The 20837-nt window shown below is 62.0% G+C and carries 18 protein-coding genes; 5 read left to right on the forward strand and 13 right to left on the reverse strand.

What is annotated here, in order from left to right; all coding sequences use genetic code 11:
- Both J2Y90_RS04335 and J2Y90_RS04340 read left to right on the forward strand, forming a co-directional pair.
- Window positions 1–1374, forward strand: coding sequence for a DUF2868 domain-containing protein (locus J2Y90_RS04335; protein ID WP_253496875.1), 1374 nt, complete (start codon window positions 1–3; stop codon window positions 1372–1374).
- On the forward strand, window positions 1367–2752 hold the full coding sequence (locus J2Y90_RS04340) for a GTPase/DUF3482 domain-containing protein (RefSeq protein ID WP_253496878.1): 1386 nt from the start codon (window positions 1367–1369) through the stop codon (window positions 2750–2752). The genes J2Y90_RS04335 and J2Y90_RS04340 overlap by 8 nt, the downstream gene beginning before the upstream one ends.
- A 161-nt stretch (window positions 2753–2913) precedes the next feature.
- On the opposite strand, the gene J2Y90_RS04345 is transcribed toward J2Y90_RS04340, so the two are convergent.
- The 7 genes from J2Y90_RS04345 to J2Y90_RS04375 all read right to left on the reverse strand — a co-directional run bounded on the left by J2Y90_RS04345 (window position 2914) and on the right by J2Y90_RS04375 (window position 11927).
- Entirely contained in the window at window positions 2914–3471 is a 558-nt protein-coding gene (locus tag J2Y90_RS04345) for a phosphonate degradation HD-domain oxygenase (RefSeq protein ID WP_253496881.1), read from the reverse strand.
- Window positions 3468–4601, reverse strand: coding sequence for a TIGR03364 family FAD-dependent oxidoreductase (locus J2Y90_RS04350; protein WP_253496884.1), 1134 nt, complete (start codon window positions 4599–4601; stop codon window positions 3468–3470). The genes J2Y90_RS04345 and J2Y90_RS04350 overlap by 4 nt, the downstream gene beginning before the upstream one ends.
- Before the next feature lie 117 nt (window positions 4602–4718).
- A complete protein-coding gene (locus J2Y90_RS04355; RefSeq protein WP_253496888.1) occupies window positions 4719–5744 on the reverse strand; it encodes a putative 2-aminoethylphosphonate ABC transporter substrate-binding protein in 1026 nt (341 codons plus the stop codon).
- 26 nt (window positions 5745–5770) lie between these two features.
- On the reverse strand, window positions 5771–7495 hold the full coding sequence (locus J2Y90_RS04360) for a putative 2-aminoethylphosphonate ABC transporter permease subunit (protein ID WP_253496891.1): 1725 nt from the start codon (window positions 7493–7495) through the stop codon (window positions 5771–5773).
- Window positions 7495–8571 carry a putative 2-aminoethylphosphonate ABC transporter ATP-binding protein gene (locus J2Y90_RS04365; protein WP_253496893.1) on the reverse strand — a complete coding sequence of 359 codons (1077 nt, stop codon included), beginning with the start codon at window positions 8569–8571 and terminating at the stop codon, window positions 7495–7497. The genes J2Y90_RS04360 and J2Y90_RS04365 overlap by 1 nt, the downstream gene beginning before the upstream one ends.
- Window positions 8572–8792: 221 nt before the next feature.
- The gene (locus tag J2Y90_RS04370) at window positions 8793–9656 is read right to left on the reverse strand and encodes a LysR family transcriptional regulator (RefSeq protein WP_253505050.1); all 864 of its coding nucleotides are present in this window, start codon (window positions 9654–9656) and stop codon (window positions 8793–8795) included.
- Between the two features lie 15 nt (window positions 9657–9671).
- Window positions 9672–11927 (reverse strand): heavy metal translocating P-type ATPase, encoded by a 2256-nt coding sequence (locus J2Y90_RS04375; RefSeq protein WP_253496897.1) that lies wholly within the window; start codon window positions 11925–11927, stop codon window positions 9672–9674.
- 84 nt (window positions 11928–12011) lie between these two features.
- Here J2Y90_RS04375 and cadR point away from each other — a divergent pair, with 84 nt between their 5' ends.
- Entirely contained in the window at window positions 12012–12461 is a 450-nt protein-coding gene (gene cadR / locus J2Y90_RS04380; RefSeq protein WP_253496900.1) for a Cd(II)/Pb(II)-responsive transcriptional regulator, read from the forward strand.
- Between the two features lie 20 nt (window positions 12462–12481).
- Here the strand turns inward: cadR and J2Y90_RS04385 are convergent, their stop codons facing one another.
- The 4 genes from J2Y90_RS04385 to J2Y90_RS04400 form a co-directional block, all read right to left on the reverse strand.
- The gene (locus J2Y90_RS04385) at window positions 12482–13315 is read right to left on the reverse strand and encodes a hypothetical protein (RefSeq protein WP_253496903.1); all 834 of its coding nucleotides are present in this window, start codon (window positions 13313–13315) and stop codon (window positions 12482–12484) included.
- Window positions 13316–13468: 153 nt separating this feature from the next.
- A complete protein-coding gene (locus J2Y90_RS04390; protein ID WP_253496906.1) occupies window positions 13469–14440 on the reverse strand; it encodes a thymidylate synthase in 972 nt (323 codons plus the stop codon).
- A 50-nt stretch (window positions 14441–14490) separates the two neighbouring features.
- On the reverse strand, window positions 14491–15306 hold the full coding sequence (lgt, locus tag J2Y90_RS04395) for a prolipoprotein diacylglyceryl transferase (protein ID WP_016772683.1): 816 nt from the start codon (window positions 15304–15306) through the stop codon (window positions 14491–14493).
- Between the two features lie 79 nt (window positions 15307–15385).
- A complete protein-coding gene (locus J2Y90_RS04400; RefSeq protein WP_253496909.1) occupies window positions 15386–16168 on the reverse strand; it encodes a sulfite exporter TauE/SafE family protein in 783 nt (260 codons plus the stop codon).
- A gap of 130 nt (window positions 16169–16298) precedes the next feature.
- Between J2Y90_RS04400 and J2Y90_RS04405 the strand changes: the two genes are divergently transcribed.
- The gene (locus J2Y90_RS04405; RefSeq protein ID WP_253496912.1) at window positions 16299–17045 is read left to right on the forward strand and encodes an NRDE family protein; all 747 of its coding nucleotides are present in this window, start codon (window positions 16299–16301) and stop codon (window positions 17043–17045) included.
- Between the two features lie 122 nt (window positions 17046–17167).
- On the opposite strand, the gene ptsP is transcribed toward J2Y90_RS04405, so the two are convergent.
- Window positions 17168–19447 carry a phosphoenolpyruvate--protein phosphotransferase gene (gene ptsP / locus J2Y90_RS04410; RefSeq protein ID WP_024014698.1) on the reverse strand — a complete coding sequence of 760 codons (2280 nt, stop codon included), beginning with the start codon at window positions 19445–19447 and terminating at the stop codon, window positions 17168–17170.
- A gap of 22 nt (window positions 19448–19469) precedes the next feature.
- Window positions 19470–19949 carry an RNA pyrophosphohydrolase gene (locus J2Y90_RS04415; RefSeq protein WP_003229203.1) on the reverse strand — a complete coding sequence of 160 codons (480 nt, stop codon included), beginning with the start codon at window positions 19947–19949 and terminating at the stop codon, window positions 19470–19472.
- Between the two features lie 143 nt (window positions 19950–20092).
- On the opposite strand from J2Y90_RS04415, the gene J2Y90_RS04420 reads away from it, so the two are divergent.
- Window positions 20093–20749, forward strand: coding sequence for an HAD family hydrolase (locus J2Y90_RS04420; protein WP_253496915.1), 657 nt, complete (start codon window positions 20093–20095; stop codon window positions 20747–20749).
- Window positions 20750–20837: the final 88 nt, after the last annotated feature.

The raw sequence follows: 20837 nt of genomic DNA on the forward strand, positions 1-20837 counted from the left end.
GTGACTGAACTGACTCCACTGCAAAACCTCTGGCTCACCGAAACCATCCGCCTGCGCGAAGAACACGCGGGGCCGCTGGATGATCTGGAAGCCAATCGTCTCGCCCGCGCCGCTGGCGGCGATCTGCCGAGCCGCATTCAGCGCCGGGCGTTATGGCTGGCCGAGCGCGACGGGCTCACCGCCGCCCTCAAGCATTGGCTGCAAGGCGCGCGCCTGGCGCTTGTGCTGTTGATGATTTTCGCCGTGCTCAGCGGCGCCGGGCTGGCATTCGCCGCACTTGGACAGACGCCGGTGAATGTGTTCTGGGCGCTGGGCAGTCTGCTCGGGATCAATCTGATATTGCTGCTGAGTTGGGCGCTGGGCTTGATCTTCGCTGGCGAACACGGCGCTACCCTTGGGCGCTTGTGGCTGTGGCTCAGCGAAAAATTCGCCCGCGATGCCAAAGCCGCGCAACTGGCGCCGGCCTTGCTGTTGCTGCTGCAACGCAAAAAACTCAATCGCTGGGCGCTGGGCGCTTTGGTCAATGGCCTGTGGCTGCTGGCGATGCTCAGCGCGCTGATTCTGCTGCTGACGCTGATGGCCACCCGGCGCTACGGCTTTGTCTGGGAAACCACGATCCTCGGCGCCGACACCTTTATTCACGTTACCCAGGCTCTCGGCTATCTGCCGTCAATGCTCGGCTTCAACGTGCCGACCGAAGAAATGATCCGCGCCAGCGGCGCCGGCGCCCTCGACATCGAAAGCGCACGACAGGCCTGGGCGACCTGGCTGGTCGGCGTGCTGGTGGTCTACGGCGTGCTGCCGCGCCTGCTGCTCGCCCTGTTTTGTTTCTGGCGCTGGAACAGCGGCAAAGCCGCGCTGCGCCTGGATCTGAACCTGCCCGGCTACGCGCAATTACGCGAACGGCTGATGCCGACCAGCGAGCGCCTCGGCGTCAACGACCCGGAGCCGGCGCAACTGCATCGCGTCGAAAGCAACGTCGGCGAGCTCGTCAGTGAAGGCGCGCTGCTGGTAGCGATCGAGCTCGACGAACAACGCTCGTGGCCACCGGCGCTGCCAAAAAACGTCAGCAATGCCGGCGTCCTCGACAGTCGCGAATCGCGGCACAAACTGCTCGAACAACTCAGTCGCTTCCCGCCGGCGCGGCTGGCCATCGCCTGCGATCCGCGACGTTCGCCGGATCGTGGCAGCCTCGCGCTGATCGCCGAACTGGCACGCAATGCCGGCGCTACCCGCGTCTGGCTGCTGCAAGCGCCACCCGGCGAAGCGCTGGATGGTCAACGTCTGGGTGACTGGCATGCTGCGCTGCAACAGCTGGAATTGCCGTTCGCCGATTGCGCGCCGATGAACTGGCTGGAGAGCGGACATGACTGATGCACGCAAAGCCCCATTGAAACTCGCGGTGGTTGGCCATACCAACGTCGGCAAGACCTCACTGCTGCGCACGCTGACCCGCGACGTCGGTTTCGGCGAAGTCTCTCATCGCCCGAGTACCACACGGCATGTCGAAGGCGCGCGGTTGTCGGTGGACGGCGAACCGTTGCTCGATCTGTACGACACGCCGGGGCTGGAAGATGCGATCGCCCTGCTGGATTTTCTCGAACGTCTGGAACGCCCGGGCGAACGCCTCGACGGTCCGGCGCGGCTAGCGCGGTTTCTCGACGGCAGCGAGGCGCGCCAGCGTTTCGAACAGGAAGCCAAGGTACTGCGGCAATTGCTCGCCTCGGACGCCGGTCTGTATGTGATCGACGCTCGCGAACCGGTGCTGGCGAAATATCGCGACGAGCTGGAAGTGCTCGCCAGTTGCGGCAAACCGCTGCTGCCGGTGCTGAATTTCGTCAGCAGCGCCAACCATCGCGAGCCTGATTGGCGCGAGGCACTGGCGCGGCTGGGACTGCACGCGCTGGTACGTTTCGACAGCGTTGCGCCGCCCGAGGATGGTGAACGCCGACTGTACGAAAGCCTCGCCCTGCTGCTGGAGAATGCGCGGCCACAATTGGAGCGGTTGATCGCCGATCAACAGGCCCAGCGCCGAGTCCGTCAACACAGTGCCGCGCGCTTGATTGCTGAGTTGCTGATCGACTGCGCCGCGTGCCGGCGCAGTGTGGTCAGCGAGGCTGAGCAGGAACAGCAGGCGATCAGCGAACTGCGCAAAGCCGTGCGTCAGCGCGAACAAAAGTGTGTCGAGGCGCTGCTCAAGCTCTACGCGTTTCGCCCGCAGGATGCGGCGGCCAGTGATTTGCCGTTGCTCGACGGGCGCTGGGGCGATGATCTGTTCAACCCGGAAACCTTGAAGCAGCTCGGCGTGCGCGTCGGCGGCGGCATTGCTGCCGGTGCGGCGGCAGGGGCTGGCGTGGATTTGCTGGTCGGCGGGATTACCCTCGGCGCAGCGGCACTGGCCGGCGCGATTGCCGGCGGTGCGCTGCAAACCGCGCGCAGTTATGGCAGTCGCCTGCTCAGCAAAATCAAAGGCCAGCGGGAATTGACGGTAGATGACGCCGTGCTGCGCCTGTTGGCGCTGCGTCAGCGCCAGTTGGTGTTGGCTCTGGATCAGCGCGGGCATGCGGCAATGGATAGCATTCAGGTGGCCACGCCTGTGGATAAAACCTGGCGCGAGGGCAAGCTGCCCGAAGCCTTGAACAAGGCCCGGGCGCATCCGCAATGGTCGTCGTTGAATCCGCATGCGAAGTTGAATCAGGGGGAAAGGCAGGAGCAGGTTGAGGCGCTGGTTGATCGGGTGCTTGAGCTTTAGATCGCTCCCCCTCACCCCAGCCCTCTCCCGGAGGGAGAGGGGGCCGACCGTGTTGCTCTTGGGTCATACACCGACCTGAGATATCCAGTCGAACTCAGGTTGGAAAAGCATGGAGATCAGCTCCCTCTCCCTCCGGGAGAGGGCTGGGGTGAGGGCTGCAATCACTCAGCTGACAACAAAACCTCAGCCTTGCGCTTCAGCACCGCCAAATCCATCACCGGCACCGCCCTCTTCTTCGCCAACTCATCCCAGCGCCGCATGTGCAGACTCAGCACACACAAGGGATCCGCCTCGAACGCGTCCGCCTCAGCCTCGCTCATCACCCCGCCCTGATATTGCAGCGTGCGCCGACTCGCCTCACTCAACTGCGCGTGATACCCCGGCTCACGCAACGTCAGATAACGCTTGGCCTGCACGTGATACTCCACCAGCCGCGCCAGCCGCTCGCTTAAACCCGCCTCACGCAGATAATCCGCACCGAGCCGTTCATGGCTGACCACGCCATAACCGCCCATGTTGTCCGCGCCTTCGGCACATAGATGGCCGATGTCATGGAAAAACGCCGCCAGCACCACCTCATCATCACAGCCCTCGGCCATCGCCAGCTCGGCCGTCTGGGACATGTGTTCGATCTGCGACACCGGCTCGCCGATGTAATCGCTGGCACCGAAGCGCTCATACAGGCCGAACACCCGCGCCACCACCTGCTGGTGATTCATGCCTCCTCCAGCAACTGCGCGATGTTGCGCTCGGCCAGCGCCGGGCCGACGCTCATGCCGACGCCGGTGTGCATCAGCGCCACGCTCAAACCCGGCGCCGGGCGCAGGAACGAGAACGGGCCGGGGCCGCGAGCGCCATAGACGCCCTGCCAGCGCTCGACTACTTGCACTTGGCAGCCCAAGGTCTGCTCGGCGAGTTCAAGCATCCAGTTGTCGACCTGCTCGGCGTTGAACGGTGAAGCATCGCTGCCGTAGTGATGTGAGTCGCCGATGATCAGCTCGCCATACGGCGTCGGGCTGATCAGCAGGTGAATGCCGTTGGCGTGCAGGTGCGGTTGTTCACAGAGGATCTGTGCCTGCACCGCCGCGGCTTCCGGCAAATCGGCGAAGGCGCCGTAGTGCACGCAGCTCAGACCGGTGAGCACGGCGTGTTGCAGATCGAGATTGATCAGCGGTCTGGCCCGGAGCATTTGCAAGCGGCAGACTTGTGGCGCGAGCGCGGCAATCGGCTCGGCGAGCAGGGTCTGATAATCATGGCCGGAGCAGACGATGATCTGCTTCGCGGCAAAACTGCCGGCGGTGCTGTGCAGATGTCCCGGCTCGACGTCGCGCACAAGCGTGGAAAAGTGAAACTCGACGCCGAGGTCGCGACGCAGGTAGTCGATCAGCGCCGGGATGGCTTCGCGCGAGTACAGCTGTTGATCGTCGATGCCGTGCAACGCGGCGCGATGATGGCTGAACTGGCCGCCATACAGATCATGCAACGCCGCGCCGCGCAGCAGTTCGACGTTGTAGCCATGCTCGATCGCTCGCCCGGCGCAGAAGGCTTCGAGCAGGTGTTCTTCCGCTTCATTGCGGGCGAACAAATAGGAGCCGTTGCGCTTGATCTGCAGACCGGCGAGTTGCGCCCAGTCGCCCCAGATCTCGCGACTGGCCTTGGCCAGTGCGAGCATGGTGCCGGGTGGCTGGCCGGTGACCAGCGCTTGGCCGAAGTTGCGCACCGAAGCGCCAAGGGGCGTGGCGGTGCGTTCGAATACCGCGACTTTGAGACCGCGTCTGGCAGCCGCGTAGGCGTGGGACAGGCCGAGGATGCCGGCGCCGACGATGAGCAGGTCTTTGGGTTGTGTCATTTGGATTTATCCTGAATTCAGAACCGCTATCGCGAGCAGGCTCACTCCTACAGGGGAACGCATTCCAATTGTAGGAGTGAGCCTGCTCGCGATGAGGCCTTGGCAGCTTGCGAAGATTTATTTGGCAGCCACTTTCTCGGACTTGCCGTCATAGCGCTTGCGCCATTCAGCCAGGATCTCGTCGCGGTTCTTCGAGGCCCAGGCAAAGTCGTTCTTGATCAAACGCTGCTCATAATCGGCTGGCAATTCGGTCTGCGGCTTGGCGATGCCCGGTTGCGCGAGGACAGCGAAGTTCTCTTTGTACAGATCCATCGCCTCGGCGCTGGCGGAGAAGTCGGCGAGTTTCTTCGCCGCTTCTTCATGCGGGGTGCCTTTGATCACCGCCGTCGCCTCGATCTCCCAGCCCAGACCCTCCTTCGGCAGGATGATGTCCAGCGGCGCGCCCTGGCGTTTCAGCTGCACGGCAGGGTATTCGAAGGAAATCCCGATCGGAAACTCCCCCGCAGCTGCCAGTTTGCAAGGCTTGGAACCGGAGTGGACGTACTGGCCGATGTTCTGGTGCAAGCCATCCATGTAGACCCAGCCCTGCTTTTCGCCGAAGGTTTGCAGCCAGGCGCTGACGTCGAGGAAACCGGTGCCGGACGACGCCGGATTGGGCATGACGATCTTGCCCTTGTATTCAGGCTTGGTCAGGTCCTGCCAACTCACCGGTTTGCTCAGCCCCTGCTTTTCGGCTTCGACGGTGTTGAAGCAAATGGTCGCCGCCCACACGTCCATGCCGACCCAGGCCGGCGGGTTGGCGGCGTCGCGGTAGTTCGCGCCGATCTTGCCGAGATCCTTCGGCGCATAGCTTTGCAGCATGCCTTGCTGATCGAGGATCGCCAGGCTCGACGCCGCCAGGCCCCACACCGCATCCGCCTGCGGCCGGGCTTTTTCGGCGAGCAGTTTGGCGGTGATGATCCCGGTGGAATCGCGCACCCATTTGATCTCGACGTCCGGGTTGGCCTTTTCGAAGGCTTCCTTATAGGACTTCAACTGTTCGGCTTCGAGGGCGGTGTACACCGTCAACTCGGTTTTCGCCGCGAAGGCATTCAGGCTGAAAGTCGCGAGCACCGCAGCGGCCAGGGCCATAGGCTTGAACATGAGCGTTTTCCTGTAGGTGAGTTGAATCAGTGGCCGGGGGCGGTTTGCCGCCAGGCCTGGGAACGGCGCAACAGGCCGCGCGAAGACCACGCCAGCAGCAAGGACACGCCCGCCGAGGTGAACAGAATCAGGGTCGACATCGCCGCCGCGCCGCCGACGTTGCCAGCATCATCCATATTCAGCACAGCGACTGCCGCGAGGATGGTGTCGGGGCTGTAGAGGAAGATCGCAGCGGAAACCGTGGTCATCGCCGAGACGAACAGGTAGCGCACGATGTCCAGCAGCGCCGGCAGGCAGATCGGCACGGTCACGCGCAGGTAATGGCGGTACAGCGGCGCCTTGAGCGACAGCGCCGCCGCTTCGAACTCGGCGTCGAGCTGGCGCAGCGCGGTGGTCGCGGTCATTTGTGCGGTGGTCAGATAGTGCGCAATGGTGCAGACGATCAGCAGCGTCATCGTCCCGTAGAGCACGTGCAGCGGATTGCCGCTGAGGTTGAAGAAGAAAACGTAACCCAGGCCGAGCACCAGCCCAGGCACCGCCATCGGCACGAAGCTGAGCATGCGCAAAGTCAGGTTCAAGCCGCGCTGGGTGCGGGTTTTCTCCATCAGATAGGCGCCGGTGAAAATCAGCACGCTGCCAATCAGCGCCGTGCCCAATGCCATCTTCAGACTGTTGCTATATGCGAGCCAGCCACCGCCGGCGGTCTCGTTGAACTGATAGTGGTTGAGCGACAGCGACAGGTTGTATGGCCAGAACTTCACCAGCGACGAAAAAACCGCCATGCCGAACACCAGCAGCAGCGCGGCGCAGATCAGCAAAACAATCGCCAGATAGCAGCCGTCGCGCCATTTCGATGCCAGCGGTTTGAACACCTGCGCACGGCCGCTCATCGAGTCGCCGTGACGCCGACGGAGCCACGCATCGACGCCGAAACTGAATAGCGCCGGCAGCAACAGCACCATGCCGATCAACGCGCCGCGACCGAATTGCTGCTGGCCGACCACCGCTTTGTAGGCTTCCAGCGCCAGCACTTGATAGTCGCCACCGACCACCACCGGCACACCGAAATCGGTGATGGTCAAGGTGAACACCAGACAGAACGCCGCAAACACCGCCTGCCGCGTTGCCGGCCAGGTGATGCTACGAAACGCCTTGGCCGGACTGGCGCCCATGCTCGACGCCGCATCGAACAGACGCGCATCGGCCAGCGACAATGCCGAGAGCAGAATCATCAGCGCATGGGGGAAGGTGTAAATCACCTCGCCGAGCACAATGCCCCAGAAGCCGTAGATGTTGTCCGAGAGCAGCCCACGCAGCATGCCTTGGTTGCCGAACAGATAGACCAGCGCAATCCCCGGCAGCATCGACGGCGCCATCAGCGGCAGCAGGGAAATCCCGCGCCAGATGCCTTTGCCCGGAATCAGCGTGCGTTGCAGCGCGTAGGCAAACAGGTAGGCCAGCGGTACGACGATGGCGGCGACGCTGAGGGAAACTTTCAGGCTGTTGCCGAGCAGCCAATGGAAATTGGCGCTGGTCACCAATTCTTTCGCCGCGAGCCAGCCACCCCCCTGCCCGGCGTCGTCGCTGAAGCCGCGCCAGAAGATCGCCAGCAAGGGCAGCAGCACCGCGACGCCGAGCAACAGCAGCAGAAGGACTTTGCCGCCGACGACAAAAATGCGATCGCCGATCTCGGCTTTCGAGGACTGTCGCACCTGCTTGTGCGGAAGCGGCAGCGCGAGGTTGCTGTTCATCAGGCGAACACCTGCAAACTGCGCGGCGGCAAGGCGACCGTGATCTGCTGCGCGCCGAGACGCGGCATCGCTTCCGGGGCAACTTCGGCGAGCAGTGCGTGGCCCGGCAATTGATCGAGTTCGAAGCTCATCCGGCAGCGATTGCCGAGGAAAGTGATCTCGCGCACCTTGGCCGGAAACAGATTTTCTTCGTGCACCAGCGGATTGACGTTGATCGCCTCAGGGCGGCAGAACAGTCGACCCGAGGCACTGTGCACGCTGCCATCGGCCAGGCGCAGATTCATCCCGCCGACCTTGGCGTGGCTGTCGCTGCTGCGCTGGAACGGCAACCAGTTGCCCTGGCCGACAAACTCGGCCACGAACGGCGTGGCCGGGCGGTCGTAGATTTCCTGCGGGGTCGCGTACTGCTCGACGCGACCGTTGTTCATCACCGCGATGCGGTCGGCCATCAACATCGCCTCGTCCTGATTGTGCGTGACCATCAGCGTGGTGATGCCGAGGTTGCGTTGCAGCTGGCGCAGCTCGGTGCACAGATGCTCGCGCACCCGAGCGTCGAGCGCCGACATCGGTTCATCGAGCAATAATAGCGACGGGGCCGGCGCCAGGGCACGGGCGAGCGCCACGCGTTGTTGTTGGCCGCCGGACAATTGGCCGGGGTACTTTTTCTCACTGCCGCTGAGGCCGACCAGTTCCAGCATCTGACCGACGCGGCGGCGCACTTCATCACGACCGCTGCCGGCGAGGCCGTAGGCAATGTTCGCCTCGACGGTCAGATTGGGGAACAGCGCGTAGGACTGGAACAGGATCCCGTAGTCCCGCGCTTGCGGGGCGAGGTGCGAGACATCGCGCTCACCCAGATACAGCTCGCCGCTGTCCTGCTTCTCCAGCCCGGCGATGCAGCGCAGCAACGTGGTCTTGCCACAGCCCGACGGGCCGAGCAGACACACCAGTTCACCGGCGGCGACATCGAGGGAAACGTTATCCAGCGCAGTGAACGCGCCGAAACGCTTGTGCACGCCGCGCACTTTCATCGGCGCACCGGGGTGGGTCAGGGCAGTTGCGATGGCAGGATTCATGGACAGACCTCATCAAGCAGATGAGGCCAATCCTAGGGTTGTAATGCGTCCGTCATGTGGCAGTGAGGCAAAAACGGCCGATAGTGGTATTCGGGGATTTTGGTTCACTGCAGATCGTTCCCACGCTCCGCGTGGGAATGCAGCCCGGGACGCTCCGCGTCCCAAAAGCCGAACGCGGAGCGTCCGTTGAGGCATTCCCACGCGGAGCGTGGGTACGATCATTAAGCGGGGGACATTTCCTGTGCGAGCCCCAAAAAGGCCGCCGGCAACCGCGCACCCTTTCTTTCCTTGAGGCAATACAGATACTCCGGAATCTGCGGTGCATTCTCGATGGTCAGCACGCGCAACTGCGGGTCATGCGGCACTTCCTGACGGGCAATGATGCTGATGCCGATATTGCGCAGCACCGCCTCGCGAATCGACTCACGGCTGCCAATCTCCAGCAACGGCCCGAAACTCACCCCGGCACTCGCGAGCAACTCTTCGGTCAGGCGCCGGGTGGTCGAGCCGGACTCACGCATCAACAACGTATGCCCGGCCAGCGCATTCAGCGTCACATGTTCCTGTGCGGCCAACGGATGGTTGCGATGTACCGCCAGCACCAGCGGATCGGTGCCGAGCACACGGCGAATCAATCGCGAATCGTCGAGCAACTGTGACGACGCGGCGACATCCACGCGGTAATCCTCCAGCGCTTCCAGCACTTGCTGCGAGTTGCCGATCTCCACCGACACTTCCACCTGTGGCAAACGCTCGCGAAAGGTCTTTACCAGATCGAGAATGTAATACGGCGCGGTAGCGGCAATGCGCAGCGTGCCCTGCACCTGGCCACTGTTACGCAAAAAGAACTCGATGTCGGCCTCTTGCTGCAACAGCGTCTTGACCATCGGCAGCAAGCGCGCGCCTTCTTCGCTGACACTCAAACGGCGCCCGCCACGGTAGAACAGCTCTACCGAATACTGACTTTCCAGATTACGGATCTGCGTGGTCACGGTCGGTTGGCTGAGGCCGAGTTTTTTCGCCGCCAGCGTGATGCTACCTAGGCGGGCGACCATGTAGAACGCTTTCAGCTCGGCACTCAGCACAACCATCCCTCACGTTTATTTGCGCAGCAGCCGCAAACCGTTGAACACCACCAGCAGGCTCACGCCCATGTCAGCGAACACCGCCATCCACATGGTGGCGAGCCCGGCGAAGGTTATCGCAAGAAAGATCGCCTTGATCACCAGCGCCAGGGCGATGTTTTGTTTCAGGATGCTCGCGGTGTTGCGAGACAGGTTGATGAACGCGGGGATCTTGCGCAGATCGTCGTCCATCAGGGCGACATCGGCAGTTTCGATCGCCGTGTCGGTGCCGGCCGCGGCCATGGCGAAACCGATCTCGGCGCGGGCCAGTGCCGGGGCATCATTGATGCCGTCGCCGACCATGCCGACCCGGTGGCCCTGCTTATAGAGATTTTCGATGGCTTGCAGCTTGTCGGTTGGCAACAAGTCACCGCGCGCCTCGTCGATACCGACCTGAGCGGCAATCGCCTGCGCGGTGTGGACGTTGTCGCCAGTGAGCATCAGGGTTTTCACCCCGAGTTCATGCAACTGACGAATCGCTTCGCGGCTGGTTTCCTTGACCGTGTCGGCGACGGCAAACAACGCCAGCGGGCCAGAGCTGTCGAGCAGCAGCACTACGGACTTGCCCTGTTTTTCCAGCGCGAACAGCTTTTCCTCCAATTGCGGCGAGCACAGACCCAGTTCCTCGACCAGACGATGGTTGCCCAGGTGATAGGTCTGGCCGTTGATATCGCCTTTGACGCCACGCCCACCCAGCGCTTCGAAGTTATCCACAGTGGGCGCCGCGGAATCTTTATCCACAGCAGCGTTGGCAATGGCCAGCGATACCGGGTGATCGGAGCGCCCGGCCAGCGCGGCAGCAATTGCCGGCGCAGTAGCGTCGGCCGTCGGGTCGAGTGACAGGTAATCGGTCTGCACCGGTTTGCCGTGGGTGATCGTGCCGGTTTTGTCCAGCGCCAGATAATCAAGCTTGAAGCCGCCCTCCAGATACACGCCGCCCTTGACCAGAATGCCCTTGCGCGCCGCTGCCGCGAGTCCACTGACGATGGTCACCGGGGTGGAAATCACCAGCGCGCACGGGCAGGCCACCACCAGCAACACCAGCGCGCGGTAGATCCAGTCGAACCACGCCGCGCCCATGAACAGCGGCGGGATGATCGCCACGGCCAATGCGAAGACGAACACCGCCGGGGTGTAGATTTTCGAGAATTGGTCAACGAAACGCTGGGTCGGCGCCCGCGCGCCTTGGGCCTGTTCGACGGCGTGGATGATCCGCGCGAGTGTCGAGTTGTTCGCCGCAGCGGTCACCGTATATTCCAGCGAACCGGCCTGATTGATGGTGCCAGCGAAGACTTTGTCACCGACAGTTTTCTCCACTGGCAGGCTTTCCCCGGTGATCGGTGCCTGGTCGATGGTCGAGCTGCCGCTGACCACCGCGCCGTCCAGCGCAATGCGCTCGCCGGGTTTCACCCGTACGCGGGCGCCGAGTTCGACGCTTTTCACCCCTTGTTCGCGCCAGTTGCCATCGGGTTGCAGCACCGTAGCCTGCTCAGGGGTCATCTGCATCAAACCACTGATCGCGTTGCGCGCGCGGTCCAGCGAGCGTGCTTCAATCAGCTCTGCGACGGTAAAGAGGAACATCACCATCGCCGCTTCCGGCCACTGGCCGATGAGGATGGCACCGGTTACGGCGATGCTCATCAGCGCATTGATGTTGAGGTTAAGGTTCTTCAGGGCGATCCAGCCCTTTTTGTAGGTGCCGAGGCCGCCACTGAGAATCGACACCAGCGCAACAATTGCCACCACCCAGTCGGGCGCAGCGCTGGTGAAATGAATGACTTCGGCACCTAGCGCGGTCAGGCCGGACAGCGCCAGTGGCCACCAGTGTTTTTTCACGGGTGCCGGGGCCGGCGTGTCGACGCCCGCCTCCAGCGGCTCGGCGTGCATGCCGAGGGATTTGATCGCTTCGGTGATGGGCTCGGTGCCCGGCAGATTGTGGGTCACGCCAAGTACGCGGTTGATCAGGTTGAATTCCAGCTGCTGCACCCCAGCCAGTTTGCCCAGCTTGTTCTGGATCAGCGTCTGCTCGGTCGGGCAATCCATCGCCTCGATGCGAAAACTGCTCAGGCGCGCATCGGCGCTGGTTTTATCGCTTAGTTGCACCCGCGCAGGCGCTGCGGCTTTCGACGAACAGCAGGAGTCGCCGCCGTGGTCATGTTTATGCACTGGCTGCAATTTATGACTGTGATCGTGCCCGTCGCCAGGCTTATGGGTGTGCAGGGAATCGCTCATTGGTCGCGTCCATGAAGGTGCCTGTTGCCAAGTAAAGACCCTGTAGCCACTATAGGGTCAAGCACCCATTTGGAGATGGCCGTCATGAAGATCGGCGAACTGGCGAAACTCACCGATTGCGCCGTGGAAACCATCCGCTACTACGAGCGCGAAAACCTCCTGCCGGAACCGGCGCGCAGCGACGGCAACTACCGCGTCTACACCCAGTCCCACGCCGAACGCCTGACCTTCATCCGCAACTGCCGCACCCTCGACATGACCCTCGAAGAAATCCGCAGCCTGCTCGCCCTGCGCGACAGCCCGCAGGATCAGTGCGAGAGCGTCAATGCGCTGATCGACGAGCACATCCAGCATGTGAAGGCGCGGATTGATGGGTTGTTGGCGTTGCAAACACAATTGCTCGACCTGCGCCAACGCTGTGGCGAAGGGCCGATGGCCGATCAATGCGGGATTTTGCAGCGCCTGGAAGTGAGTGGCGGGGTGGTGGCGACGGAGGTCGAGCACTCCCATGTCGGCAGAAGTCATGGGCATTAGTCCTTCGTCGCCGACAGCGCTTACACCAGTTTGAACTCCAATTCACCCCGGGAACCCATGCCATAGGCCAGACCGGGGACCATACCGGACCCGAGGAAAACACTGCAGAACAAATGAACAGTCTCACCGCGATGCGCCTGGTAGACCGTCGGCTCAATCCGAAAGTTGAGTGATGAGTCGGGGCTGACCGTCAGTTTGCGTTGGTAATCCCGCCAGGCGCCGGTCTGTCCGCCGCTGGTGCTGCTTTTCCAGAACATTTCAATGGCGTTGTTGGGTCTCAGGTTTTCAATCCGTGGAATAGTCAGGCAAACACCCTCGGGATGCCGATCAATTTCAAGGACGCCTTGCGAGACGGCCTCAATAAAAACCGGACCTGTCTGTGCCAGTTCCGGCGCAAACGTCATATACAACGAAGAAGAGGGCAAGGAACCTGCTTCTCTTTCAATGACAAAAAAGACTTCGACCCGATCGCCTGTGAACGTTCTTGCGATTTCGTCGGTAACCGCAAAATGCAAAGGGGTGTAACTCACCACTGTCTGGGGTTCCGATCTATAGCTGCCCCCGGAGCCGCCGAGTGCGTTCCATTGCACCCGAACCGGATCGCCAATCCTGAAATCCTGCTCATTGACCGACACACCGACACGCAGCGAGTCGATGAAGATCGGCGCGCCATTGAATATTTCCATGGGCACCACGCACCCCCATGGATCAATACTCGGAATGGAATGAAAGAGTCCCGAACGACTTTCACAGCCGATAAACGGCCAACTGTTCAATTGCTTCGATCCGGTTGGTGCGAAACCGAAAGAGACCTCCGAGAACCCAGCCGTCGCGCCAGATGCTGTACTTGTCATGATGAAGCTCCTTAAATGAAAAAAGAGGATGTTTGACTGACCTACGTCCATTAGGCCCGTGGTCAGTCAAACACCCTCTCTTTCATTTGCCTACTGTCAGACATGACAGTCCGGTAGACCTATACCGAATATAAAAGCTTTCGAGCCAGTCTTTCAGACCGCCATCGGCGCGGTCATTGGCGCGTGATGCTCATAGCCTTCCAGCGAGAAGTCGCTCGGCTCGACCAGCTCCAGCCATTCCGGCTGATAAACACCGGTCTTGGCAAACTCCGGCACACGGTCGGAGATCTTCAGCTTCGGCATGGCGAACGGCTCGCGCTTGAGCTGTTCATTGAGCATGTCCAAGTGGTTCTCGTAGACGTGCGCATCGCCGATGAAGTAGGTGAACCAGCGCGGCGTGTAACCGGTCAGGCGACCGATCAGGCTCAGCAGGGCGGCGCCTTCGGTGAGGTTGAACGGCGTGCCCAGACCCAGATCGTTGGAGCGGATGTACAGGGTCAGCGAGATCTCTTTGGTCTCGGCGTTCGGGTGGAACTGGTACAGCAGATGGCACGGCGGCAGGGCCATTTCATCGAGCTGCGCGACGTTCCAGCCGTGGAACAGGATGCGCCGGCTGCCCGGATCCTTGATGATCGTGTCGACGCACTGGCGCACCTGATCGATCGCCTTGTACAACACGACGTAGGCCTGACCGTCTTCTTCGCCCTGGGCGATCTGCTTGTAGCCGTTGCTCAGGGTTTGTTCGATGGCGGCGGTGTTGCTCAGCGGGATCTGCTTGTACGCCGGCCACTTGCGCCATTGCACGCCGTAGATTTCACCGAGGTCGTCGTCGCCCTGACGGAACGGGTTGGCCAGCCACTGCGCGTTTTCGTTGGCGTTCTGGTCCCAGACCTTGCAGCCCAGCGCGCGGAATTCGGCGGCGTTGTTCACGCCACGCAGAAACCCGCACATCTCGCCGATGGCCGACTTGAAGGCCATCTTGCGCGTGGTGATCGCCGGGAAGCCTTCCTGCAGATCGAAACGCAGCATCGCCCCCGGGAAACTGATGGTGTTGATGCCGGTGCGGTTGGCCTGTTTGCTGCCGTTCTGAATGACGTGCGAGACCAGTTCGAGATATTGCTTCATGAGTTACCTGTGTCCTTTGAGCCCCGGCGTCGCGCGCCGGGGTTCGTAGTTTAAGCCGTCGGCGCGAGTGGCGCTGCCGGGGCGCGACGATAGGCCAGCCAGATCAGCAACAGCCCGCCGACGATCATCGGCACGCAGAGCACCTGACCCATGGTCAGCCAGTTCCAGGCCAGATAGCCCAGCTGCGCATCCGGCACGCGGACGAACTCGACGATGAAACGGAAGATGCCGTAGAACAGCGCGAACATGCCGGAGACGGCCATGGTCGGGCGCGGTTTGCGCGAGAAGATCCACAGGATCAGGAACAGCGCCACACCTTCGAGGGCGAACTGATACAGCTGCGACGGGTGGCGCGGCAACTGCGCCGGATCGCTGAACGGCGGGAACACCATGGCCCATGGCACGTCGGTGGCCTTGCCCCACAGCTCGGCGTTGATGAAGTTGCCGATGCGCCCGGCGCCCAGACCGATCGGCACCATCGGCGCGACGAAGTCCATCAGCTGGAAGAACGACTTGCCATTGCGCTTGCCGAACCACAGGGCCGCGAGCATCACGCCGATGAATCCGCCGTGGAACGACATGCCGCCCTTCCACACTTCGAAAATCAGCGTCGGGTTGGCCAGGTACGCGCTCAGGTCATAGAACAGCACGTAACCCAGACGGCCGCCGACGATCACGCCCATCGATAGCCAGAACACCAGATCGGAGAGCTTCTCCTTGGTCCAGGTCGGGTCGAAGCGGTTGAGCCGGCGCGACGCCAACAGCCACGCGCCGCCGATGCCGATCAGGTACATCAGACCGTACCAGTGGATTTTCAGCGGACCGATGGCCAGGGCCACCGGGTCGATCTGCGGGTAAGGCAGCATTGCGACTCCTTGTTAGAGTTGAAAGCGAAATTCCCGGGTGACGCTGCCACCTCAGGATTAAGCCAGGATTGCCACGCGGTCAGAGCAGAAAGCTCAAGCCCACGCAGAACAGCAAAGCGGCGAACAGCCTTTTCAGCAAGCGCGGCGACAACCTGTGTGCCAGACGCGCGCCGAGCCGGGCGAATACCATGCTGGTCAGGGCAATGCCCAACAACGCCGGCAAATACACAAAACCGAGACTATGGGCCGGCAGCAACGGTTCGTGCCACCCCAGAATCATGAAACTTAACGCACTGGCCAGAGCGATCGGCAGGCCACAGGCCGACGAGGTCGCCACGGCCTGCTGCATCGGCACGCTGCGCCAGGTCAGAAACGGCACGGTCAGCGAGCCGCCACCAATGCCGAAAATCGCTGACGCCCAGCCAATCACCGTACCGGCCGCAGTCAGACCGAGCTTGCCCGGCACCGTTCGGCTGGCCTTGGGTTTGACGTCCAGCGCCAATTGCACGGCGATCACCAGAGCAAACACGCCGATGATCTTTTGCAGGTTCGGCCCGGAGATCGCTTCCGCGGTCAGCGCACCGAAACCAGCACCGAGCAGAATGCCCACGGTCATCCAGCGAAAAATCGCCCAGCGCACCGCGCCACGGCGGTGATGTTCACGCACGGCGTTGACCGAGGTGAAAATGATCGTCGCCAGCGACGTCCCTACCGCCAGGTGCGTAAGAATCGACTGATCGAAACCCTGCAGGGTAAAGCTGAACACCAGCACCGGGACGATGATGATCCCGCCGCCGACGCCAAACAGCCCGGCGAGCACGCCCGCGCAGGCGCCGAGCGCCAGGTAGAGCAGAAATTCCATGACCGTCTCCGGCACGCGTCGGCAAAACAGGACCGGCATGGTAACGGATGCGCAGCCTTCTGCTCCACTGGCGATGGATGCACGGACGCCGGATGCGTAGAGTGGGCAAAAAACACACAAGGACCACCTTATGTGCCTGATTGTTTTCGCTTGGCGCCCGGGCCATGCCCAGCCGCTGATCGTCGCGGCCAACCGCGACGAATTCTATGCCCGCCCCAGCCTGCCATTGGCGCCGTGGCCAGAAGCGCCGCAGGTGCATGCCGGGCGCGATCTTGAGGCCGGCGGCACCTGGCTGGGGATCGGCGCCAACGGGCGCTTTGCTGCGTTAACCAATATTCGCGACCCGCAGCAGCCGCCGGCCACCAAATCACGAGGCGAACTGGTGGCGCGCTTTCTCATGGGTGATCTGTCGATTGATGATTATTTGAGCGATGTGGTGGGTCGTGCGGGCGAATATGCCGGGTTCAATCTGCTGTTGGGCAATGCCCATGAGCTGTGGCATTTCAATGCGCGGTCGTCGGAGCCGGTGATGTTGCAGCCGGGGGTTTATGGTTTATCCAACGCGGGGCTGGATACGCCCTGGCCGAAACTGCTCAAGGCCAGGGCGGCGTTGAGCGCGGTACTGGATGATCCGCAGCCTGAGCGTTTGTTGACCTTGCTCAGCGATGCACAGACCGCACCCGAGGCCGAATTGCCGGATACCGGGGTGGGCATGGCGACGGAGTCGTTGCTGTCGAGCGTGTTTATTGCCAGCCAGAGTTACGGAACGCGGGCGAGTACAGCGTTGGTTTTGCAGGCGGACGGAACGCGGCGGATGGTGGAGCGCAGTTTTGGGCCGTATGGCGGGCATTTGGGCGAGGTGGAGATTGTGGTTTAGCGGTGCCTCAACTGGCGCCCTCGCGAGCAGGCTCGCTCCCACATGGGTCTCGTGATCGATACGAATCCCTGTGGGAGCGAGCCTGCTCCGGGCGGCGTTCCGACGAAGAGGGCATCAGCCTTTTAGAGAGCCTTGGTCACCACCGGCGAATTCATCTTCGCCAACCCGAGATTCTTCAGCGCCAACTGCAGCGAGCTGTGGATAACCTGCGGGTTATCGATCTTCATCAGTTCCGCCAGCATCTCCTGCGCCTTGCTCAGGTTCACCTGGCGCAACATCCACTTCACCTTCGGCAGGTTGGTGGCGTTCATCGACAGGCTATCGAAGCCCATCGCCATCAACAGCACCGCCGCCGCCGGGTCACCGGCCATCTCGCCGCAGATGCTCACCGGTTTGCCTTCGGCATGGGCGTCGGTGACCACGGTTTGCAGGGCTTGCAGCACCGCCGGATGCAGGTAGTCGTAAAGGTCGGCCACGCGCGGGTTGTTGCGATCGACCGCCAGAAGATACTGGGTCAAATCGTTGGAGCCGACCGAGAGGAAGTCGACCATCCGCGCCAGTTCCTTGGTCTGGTACACCGCTGCCGGGATTTCGATCATCACGCCGATCGGCGGCATCGGCACGTCGGTGCCTTCGTCGCGCACTTCGCCCCAGGCGCGGTGGATCAGGTGCAGGGCTTCTTCGAGTTCGTGAGTGCCGGAGATCATCGGCAGCAGAATCCGCAGGTTGTTCAGGCCTTCGCTGGCCTTGAGCATCGCGCGGGTCTGCACCAGGAAGATTTCCGGGTGGTCGAGGGTGACGCGGATACCGCGCCAGCCGAGGAACGGGTTGTCTTCCTTGATCGGGAAGTACGACAGCGATTTGTCACCGCCGATGTCGAGGCTGCGCATGGTCACCGGTTGCGGGTGGAACGCGGCGAGCTGTTCGCGGTAGATCGCCAGCTGTTCCTTCTCGCTCGGGAAGCGCTGGTTGATCATGAACGGCACTTCGGTGCGGTACAGACCGACGCCTTCGGCGCCGCGCTTCTGCGCCCGCGCCACATCGGCGAGCAGGCCGGTGTTGACCCACAGCGGCATGCGGTGGCCATCGAGGGTCACGCACGGCAGATCACGCAGGGTGTCGAGGCCCAGCGCCAGTTGCTTCTCTTCTTCGACGACTTCAGCGAACTGTTTGCGCAGCACTTCGCTCGGGTTGGTGTAGACCTCGCCCCGGGTGCCATCGACGATCATTTCGATGCCGTCGACCTTGGCGTACGGCAGGTCGACCAGACCCATGACGGTCGGAATGCCCATGGCCCGGGCCAGAATCGCGACGTGAGAGTTACCCGAACCGAGTACCGACACGAGGCCGACCAGCGTGCCTTCCGGCACCTCGCCGAGCATCGCCGGCGTCAGTTCTTCGCTGACCAGGATGGTTTTTTCCGGGTAGACCAGGTTCTGCTGGCGCTCTTCCTGCAGATAGGCGAGGAGACGGCGACCGAGGTCTTTGACGTCCGACGCACGCTCACGCAGGTAAGCGTCGTCCATCAATTCGAAGCGGTTGACGTGTTCCGTGACCACCTGACGCAGCGCGCCCTGGGCCCATTGGCCGGTCTTGATCACGGTGGTGATTTCGCTGCCCAGCGAGGCATCGTCGAGCATCATCAGGTAGACGTCGAACAGCGCGCGCTCTTCCGGGCGCAGTTGGGTGGCGAGTTTAGCGGACAAGGCGCGCATGTCGGCGCGCACGCCTTCGATGGCGGTCTTGAACAGCGCCAGCTCAGCGTTGATGTCGGTGATAGTCTTGTCCGGCACCACGTCCAGGTCCGCCGGCGGCAGCATGACCACGGCGGTACCGACAGCAGCACCCGGCGAGCCCGGCACGCCGACGAACTTGGCTTCCTGAATGCCCTTGCCCTGCCGGCCCAGACCGCGGATCGAACCGGTGGCCTCGGCGTGGGCGATAACGCCGGCGAGCTGCGCGCTCATGGTCACGAGGAAGGCTTCTTCACCTTCGTCGAACTGGCGGCGCTCTTTCTGCTGGATGACCAACACGCCGACGACGCGGCGGTGGTGAATGATCGGTGCACCGAGGAACGAGGCGTAACGCTCTTCACCGGTCTCGGCGAAGTAGCGGTAGCGCGGGTGAACCGATGCGTTTTCGAGGTTCAGGGGTTCTTCACGCGTGCCGACCAGACCGACCAGACCCTCGTTGGGGGCCATGCTGACCTTGCCGATCGAGCGCTTGTTCAAGCCCTCGGTGGCCATCAGGACGAAGCGATTGGTTTCCGGGTCAAGCAGGTAGACCGAGCAGACCTGGCTGCCCATGGCCTCTTTGACGCGCAACACAATAATCCCCAACGCCGCCTTGAGATCCTTGGCGGAGTTAACTTCCTGGACGATCTTGCGCAGCGTATTGAGCATGGCTCGGGGTCGAACTCCGTCGTCAGTCGCGCGCTAAAAGGCGCGGGGCAAGCTCTTTGAGAGCGCGTCGATACACCTCGCGCTTGAATGTCACCACCTGGCCCAACGGATACCAATAGCTGACCCAGCGCCAGCCATCGAACTCCGGTTTACCGGTCAGATCCATCCGCACCCGCTGCTCGTTGGAGATCAGGCGCAGGAGGAACCATTTCTGTTTCTGGCCGATGCACAGCGGTTGGCTGTGGGTACGCACCAGGCGTTGCGGCAAACGATAGCGCAACCAGCCTCGGGTACAGGCCAGTATTTCAACATCTTCACGTTCCAGGCCAACTTCTTCGTTCAGCTCGCGGTACAAGGCGTCTTCCGGCGTCTCCTCGGGGTTGATCCCCCCTTGCGGAAACTGCCAGGCGTCCTGATTGATACGGCGAGCCCATAGCACCTGGCCGGCGTCATTCGTCAGAATGATCCCGACATTGGGGCGGAAACCATCGGGGTCGATCACGGCAACAACCTCGCAAACGCATGTCGCCGCATTGTTCCACAAAGCTTGATCAGGCGGCAACGAAGGTTCCTACCTTATGTGCACTCTTGTGAAAAGACCGTATTCTTGTCGCCTTTTTACTGACTTTTCAGCGGGTAACTGCAATGCGCCTGGCTCTATTCGATTTGGACAACACCCTTCTGGGCGGCGACAGCGATCACGCTTGGGGCGATTATCTGTGCGAGCGCGGCTTCCTCGACCCGATCGCCTACAAGGCACGCAACGACGAGTTCTATCAGGATTACCTGGCCGGCAAGCTGGACAACGCCGCCTACCTGAACTTCTGCCTGGAAATTCTTGGCCGCACGGAATTGGCCGTGCTTGAACAATGGCACAGCGATTACATGCGCGACTGCATCGAGCCGATCATCCTGCCCAAGGCAATGGAACTGTTGAAAAAACACCGCGATGCCGGCGACAAACTGGTGATCATCACCGCGACCAACCGTTTCGTCACGGCGCCGATCGCCGTGCGCCTGGGCGTGGAAACCCTGATCGCTACCGAATGTGAAATGATCGATGGCCGCTACAGCGGGCGTAGCACCGACATTCCGTGCTTTCGCGAGGGCAAGGTGACGCGCCTGAATCGGTGGCTGGAGGAGACTGGTTATTCGCTGGAGGGCAGCTATTTCTATAGCGACTCGATGAATGACCTGCCATTGCTGGAGCAGGTCGCGAATCCGGTGGCGGTGGATCCGGATCCGAATTTGCGTGCCGAGGCCGAGAAGCGTGGCTGGCCGGTGATCAGTCTGCGCGGCTGACTACGCCTTCGCGAGCAAGCTCGCTCCCACAGGGAATTTGTGAACGACACATATCCAATGTGGGAGCGAGCTTGCTCGCGAATGGGAT

The organism is Pseudomonas koreensis (assembly GCF_024169245.1).
In the GTDB taxonomy this organism is placed as follows: Bacteria; Pseudomonadota; Gammaproteobacteria; order Pseudomonadales; family Pseudomonadaceae; genus Aquipseudomonas; species Aquipseudomonas koreensis_F.

What these genes read in the sequence shown, in the direction of transcription:
- J2Y90_RS04360 (WP_253496891.1), bottom strand. Translation starts at nt 7,495, where the DNA reads ATGAACAGCAACCTCGCGCTGCCGCTTCCGCACAAGCAGGTGCGACAG.
- J2Y90_RS04375 (WP_253496897.1), bottom strand. Translation starts at nt 11,927, where the DNA reads ATGAGCGATTCCCTGCACACCCATAAGCCTGGCGACGGGCACGATCAC.
- J2Y90_RS04345 (WP_253496881.1), bottom strand. Translation starts at nt 3,471, where the DNA reads ATGAATCACCAGCAGGTGGTGGCGCGGGTGTTCGGCCTGTATGAGCGC.
- J2Y90_RS04400 (WP_253496909.1), bottom strand. Translation starts at nt 16,168, where the DNA reads ATGGAATTTCTGCTCTACCTGGCGCTCGGCGCCTGCGCGGGCGTGCTC.
- J2Y90_RS04355 (WP_253496888.1), bottom strand. Translation starts at nt 5,744, where the DNA reads ATGTTCAAGCCTATGGCCCTGGCCGCTGCGGTGCTCGCGACTTTCAGC.
- ptsP (WP_024014698.1), bottom strand. Translation starts at nt 19,447, where the DNA reads ATGCTCAATACGCTGCGCAAGATCGTCCAGGAAGTTAACTCCGCCAAG.
- J2Y90_RS04350 (WP_253496884.1), bottom strand. Translation starts at nt 4,601, where the DNA reads ATGACACAACCCAAAGACCTGCTCATCGTCGGCGCCGGCATCCTCGGC.
- J2Y90_RS04390 (WP_253496906.1), bottom strand. Translation starts at nt 14,440, where the DNA reads ATGAAGCAATATCTCGAACTGGTCTCGCACGTCATTCAGAACGGCAGC.
- J2Y90_RS04385 (WP_253496903.1), bottom strand. Translation starts at nt 13,315, where the DNA reads ATGACAAGTACAGCATCTGGCGCGACGGCTGGGTTCTCGGAGGTCTCT.
- J2Y90_RS04405 (WP_253496912.1), top strand. Translation starts at nt 16,299, where the DNA reads ATGTGCCTGATTGTTTTCGCTTGGCGCCCGGGCCATGCCCAGCCGCTG.
- J2Y90_RS04365 (WP_253496893.1), bottom strand. Translation starts at nt 8,571, where the DNA reads ATGAATCCTGCCATCGCAACTGCCCTGACCCACCCCGGTGCGCCGATG.
- J2Y90_RS04340 (WP_253496878.1), top strand. Translation starts at nt 1,367, where the DNA reads ATGACTGATGCACGCAAAGCCCCATTGAAACTCGCGGTGGTTGGCCAT.
- lgt (WP_016772683.1), bottom strand. Translation starts at nt 15,306, where the DNA reads ATGCTGCCTTACCCGCAGATCGACCCGGTGGCCCTGGCCATCGGTCCG.
- J2Y90_RS04420 (WP_253496915.1), top strand. Translation starts at nt 20,093, where the DNA reads ATGCGCCTGGCTCTATTCGATTTGGACAACACCCTTCTGGGCGGCGAC.
- cadR (WP_253496900.1), top strand. Translation starts at nt 12,012, where the DNA reads ATGAAGATCGGCGAACTGGCGAAACTCACCGATTGCGCCGTGGAAACC.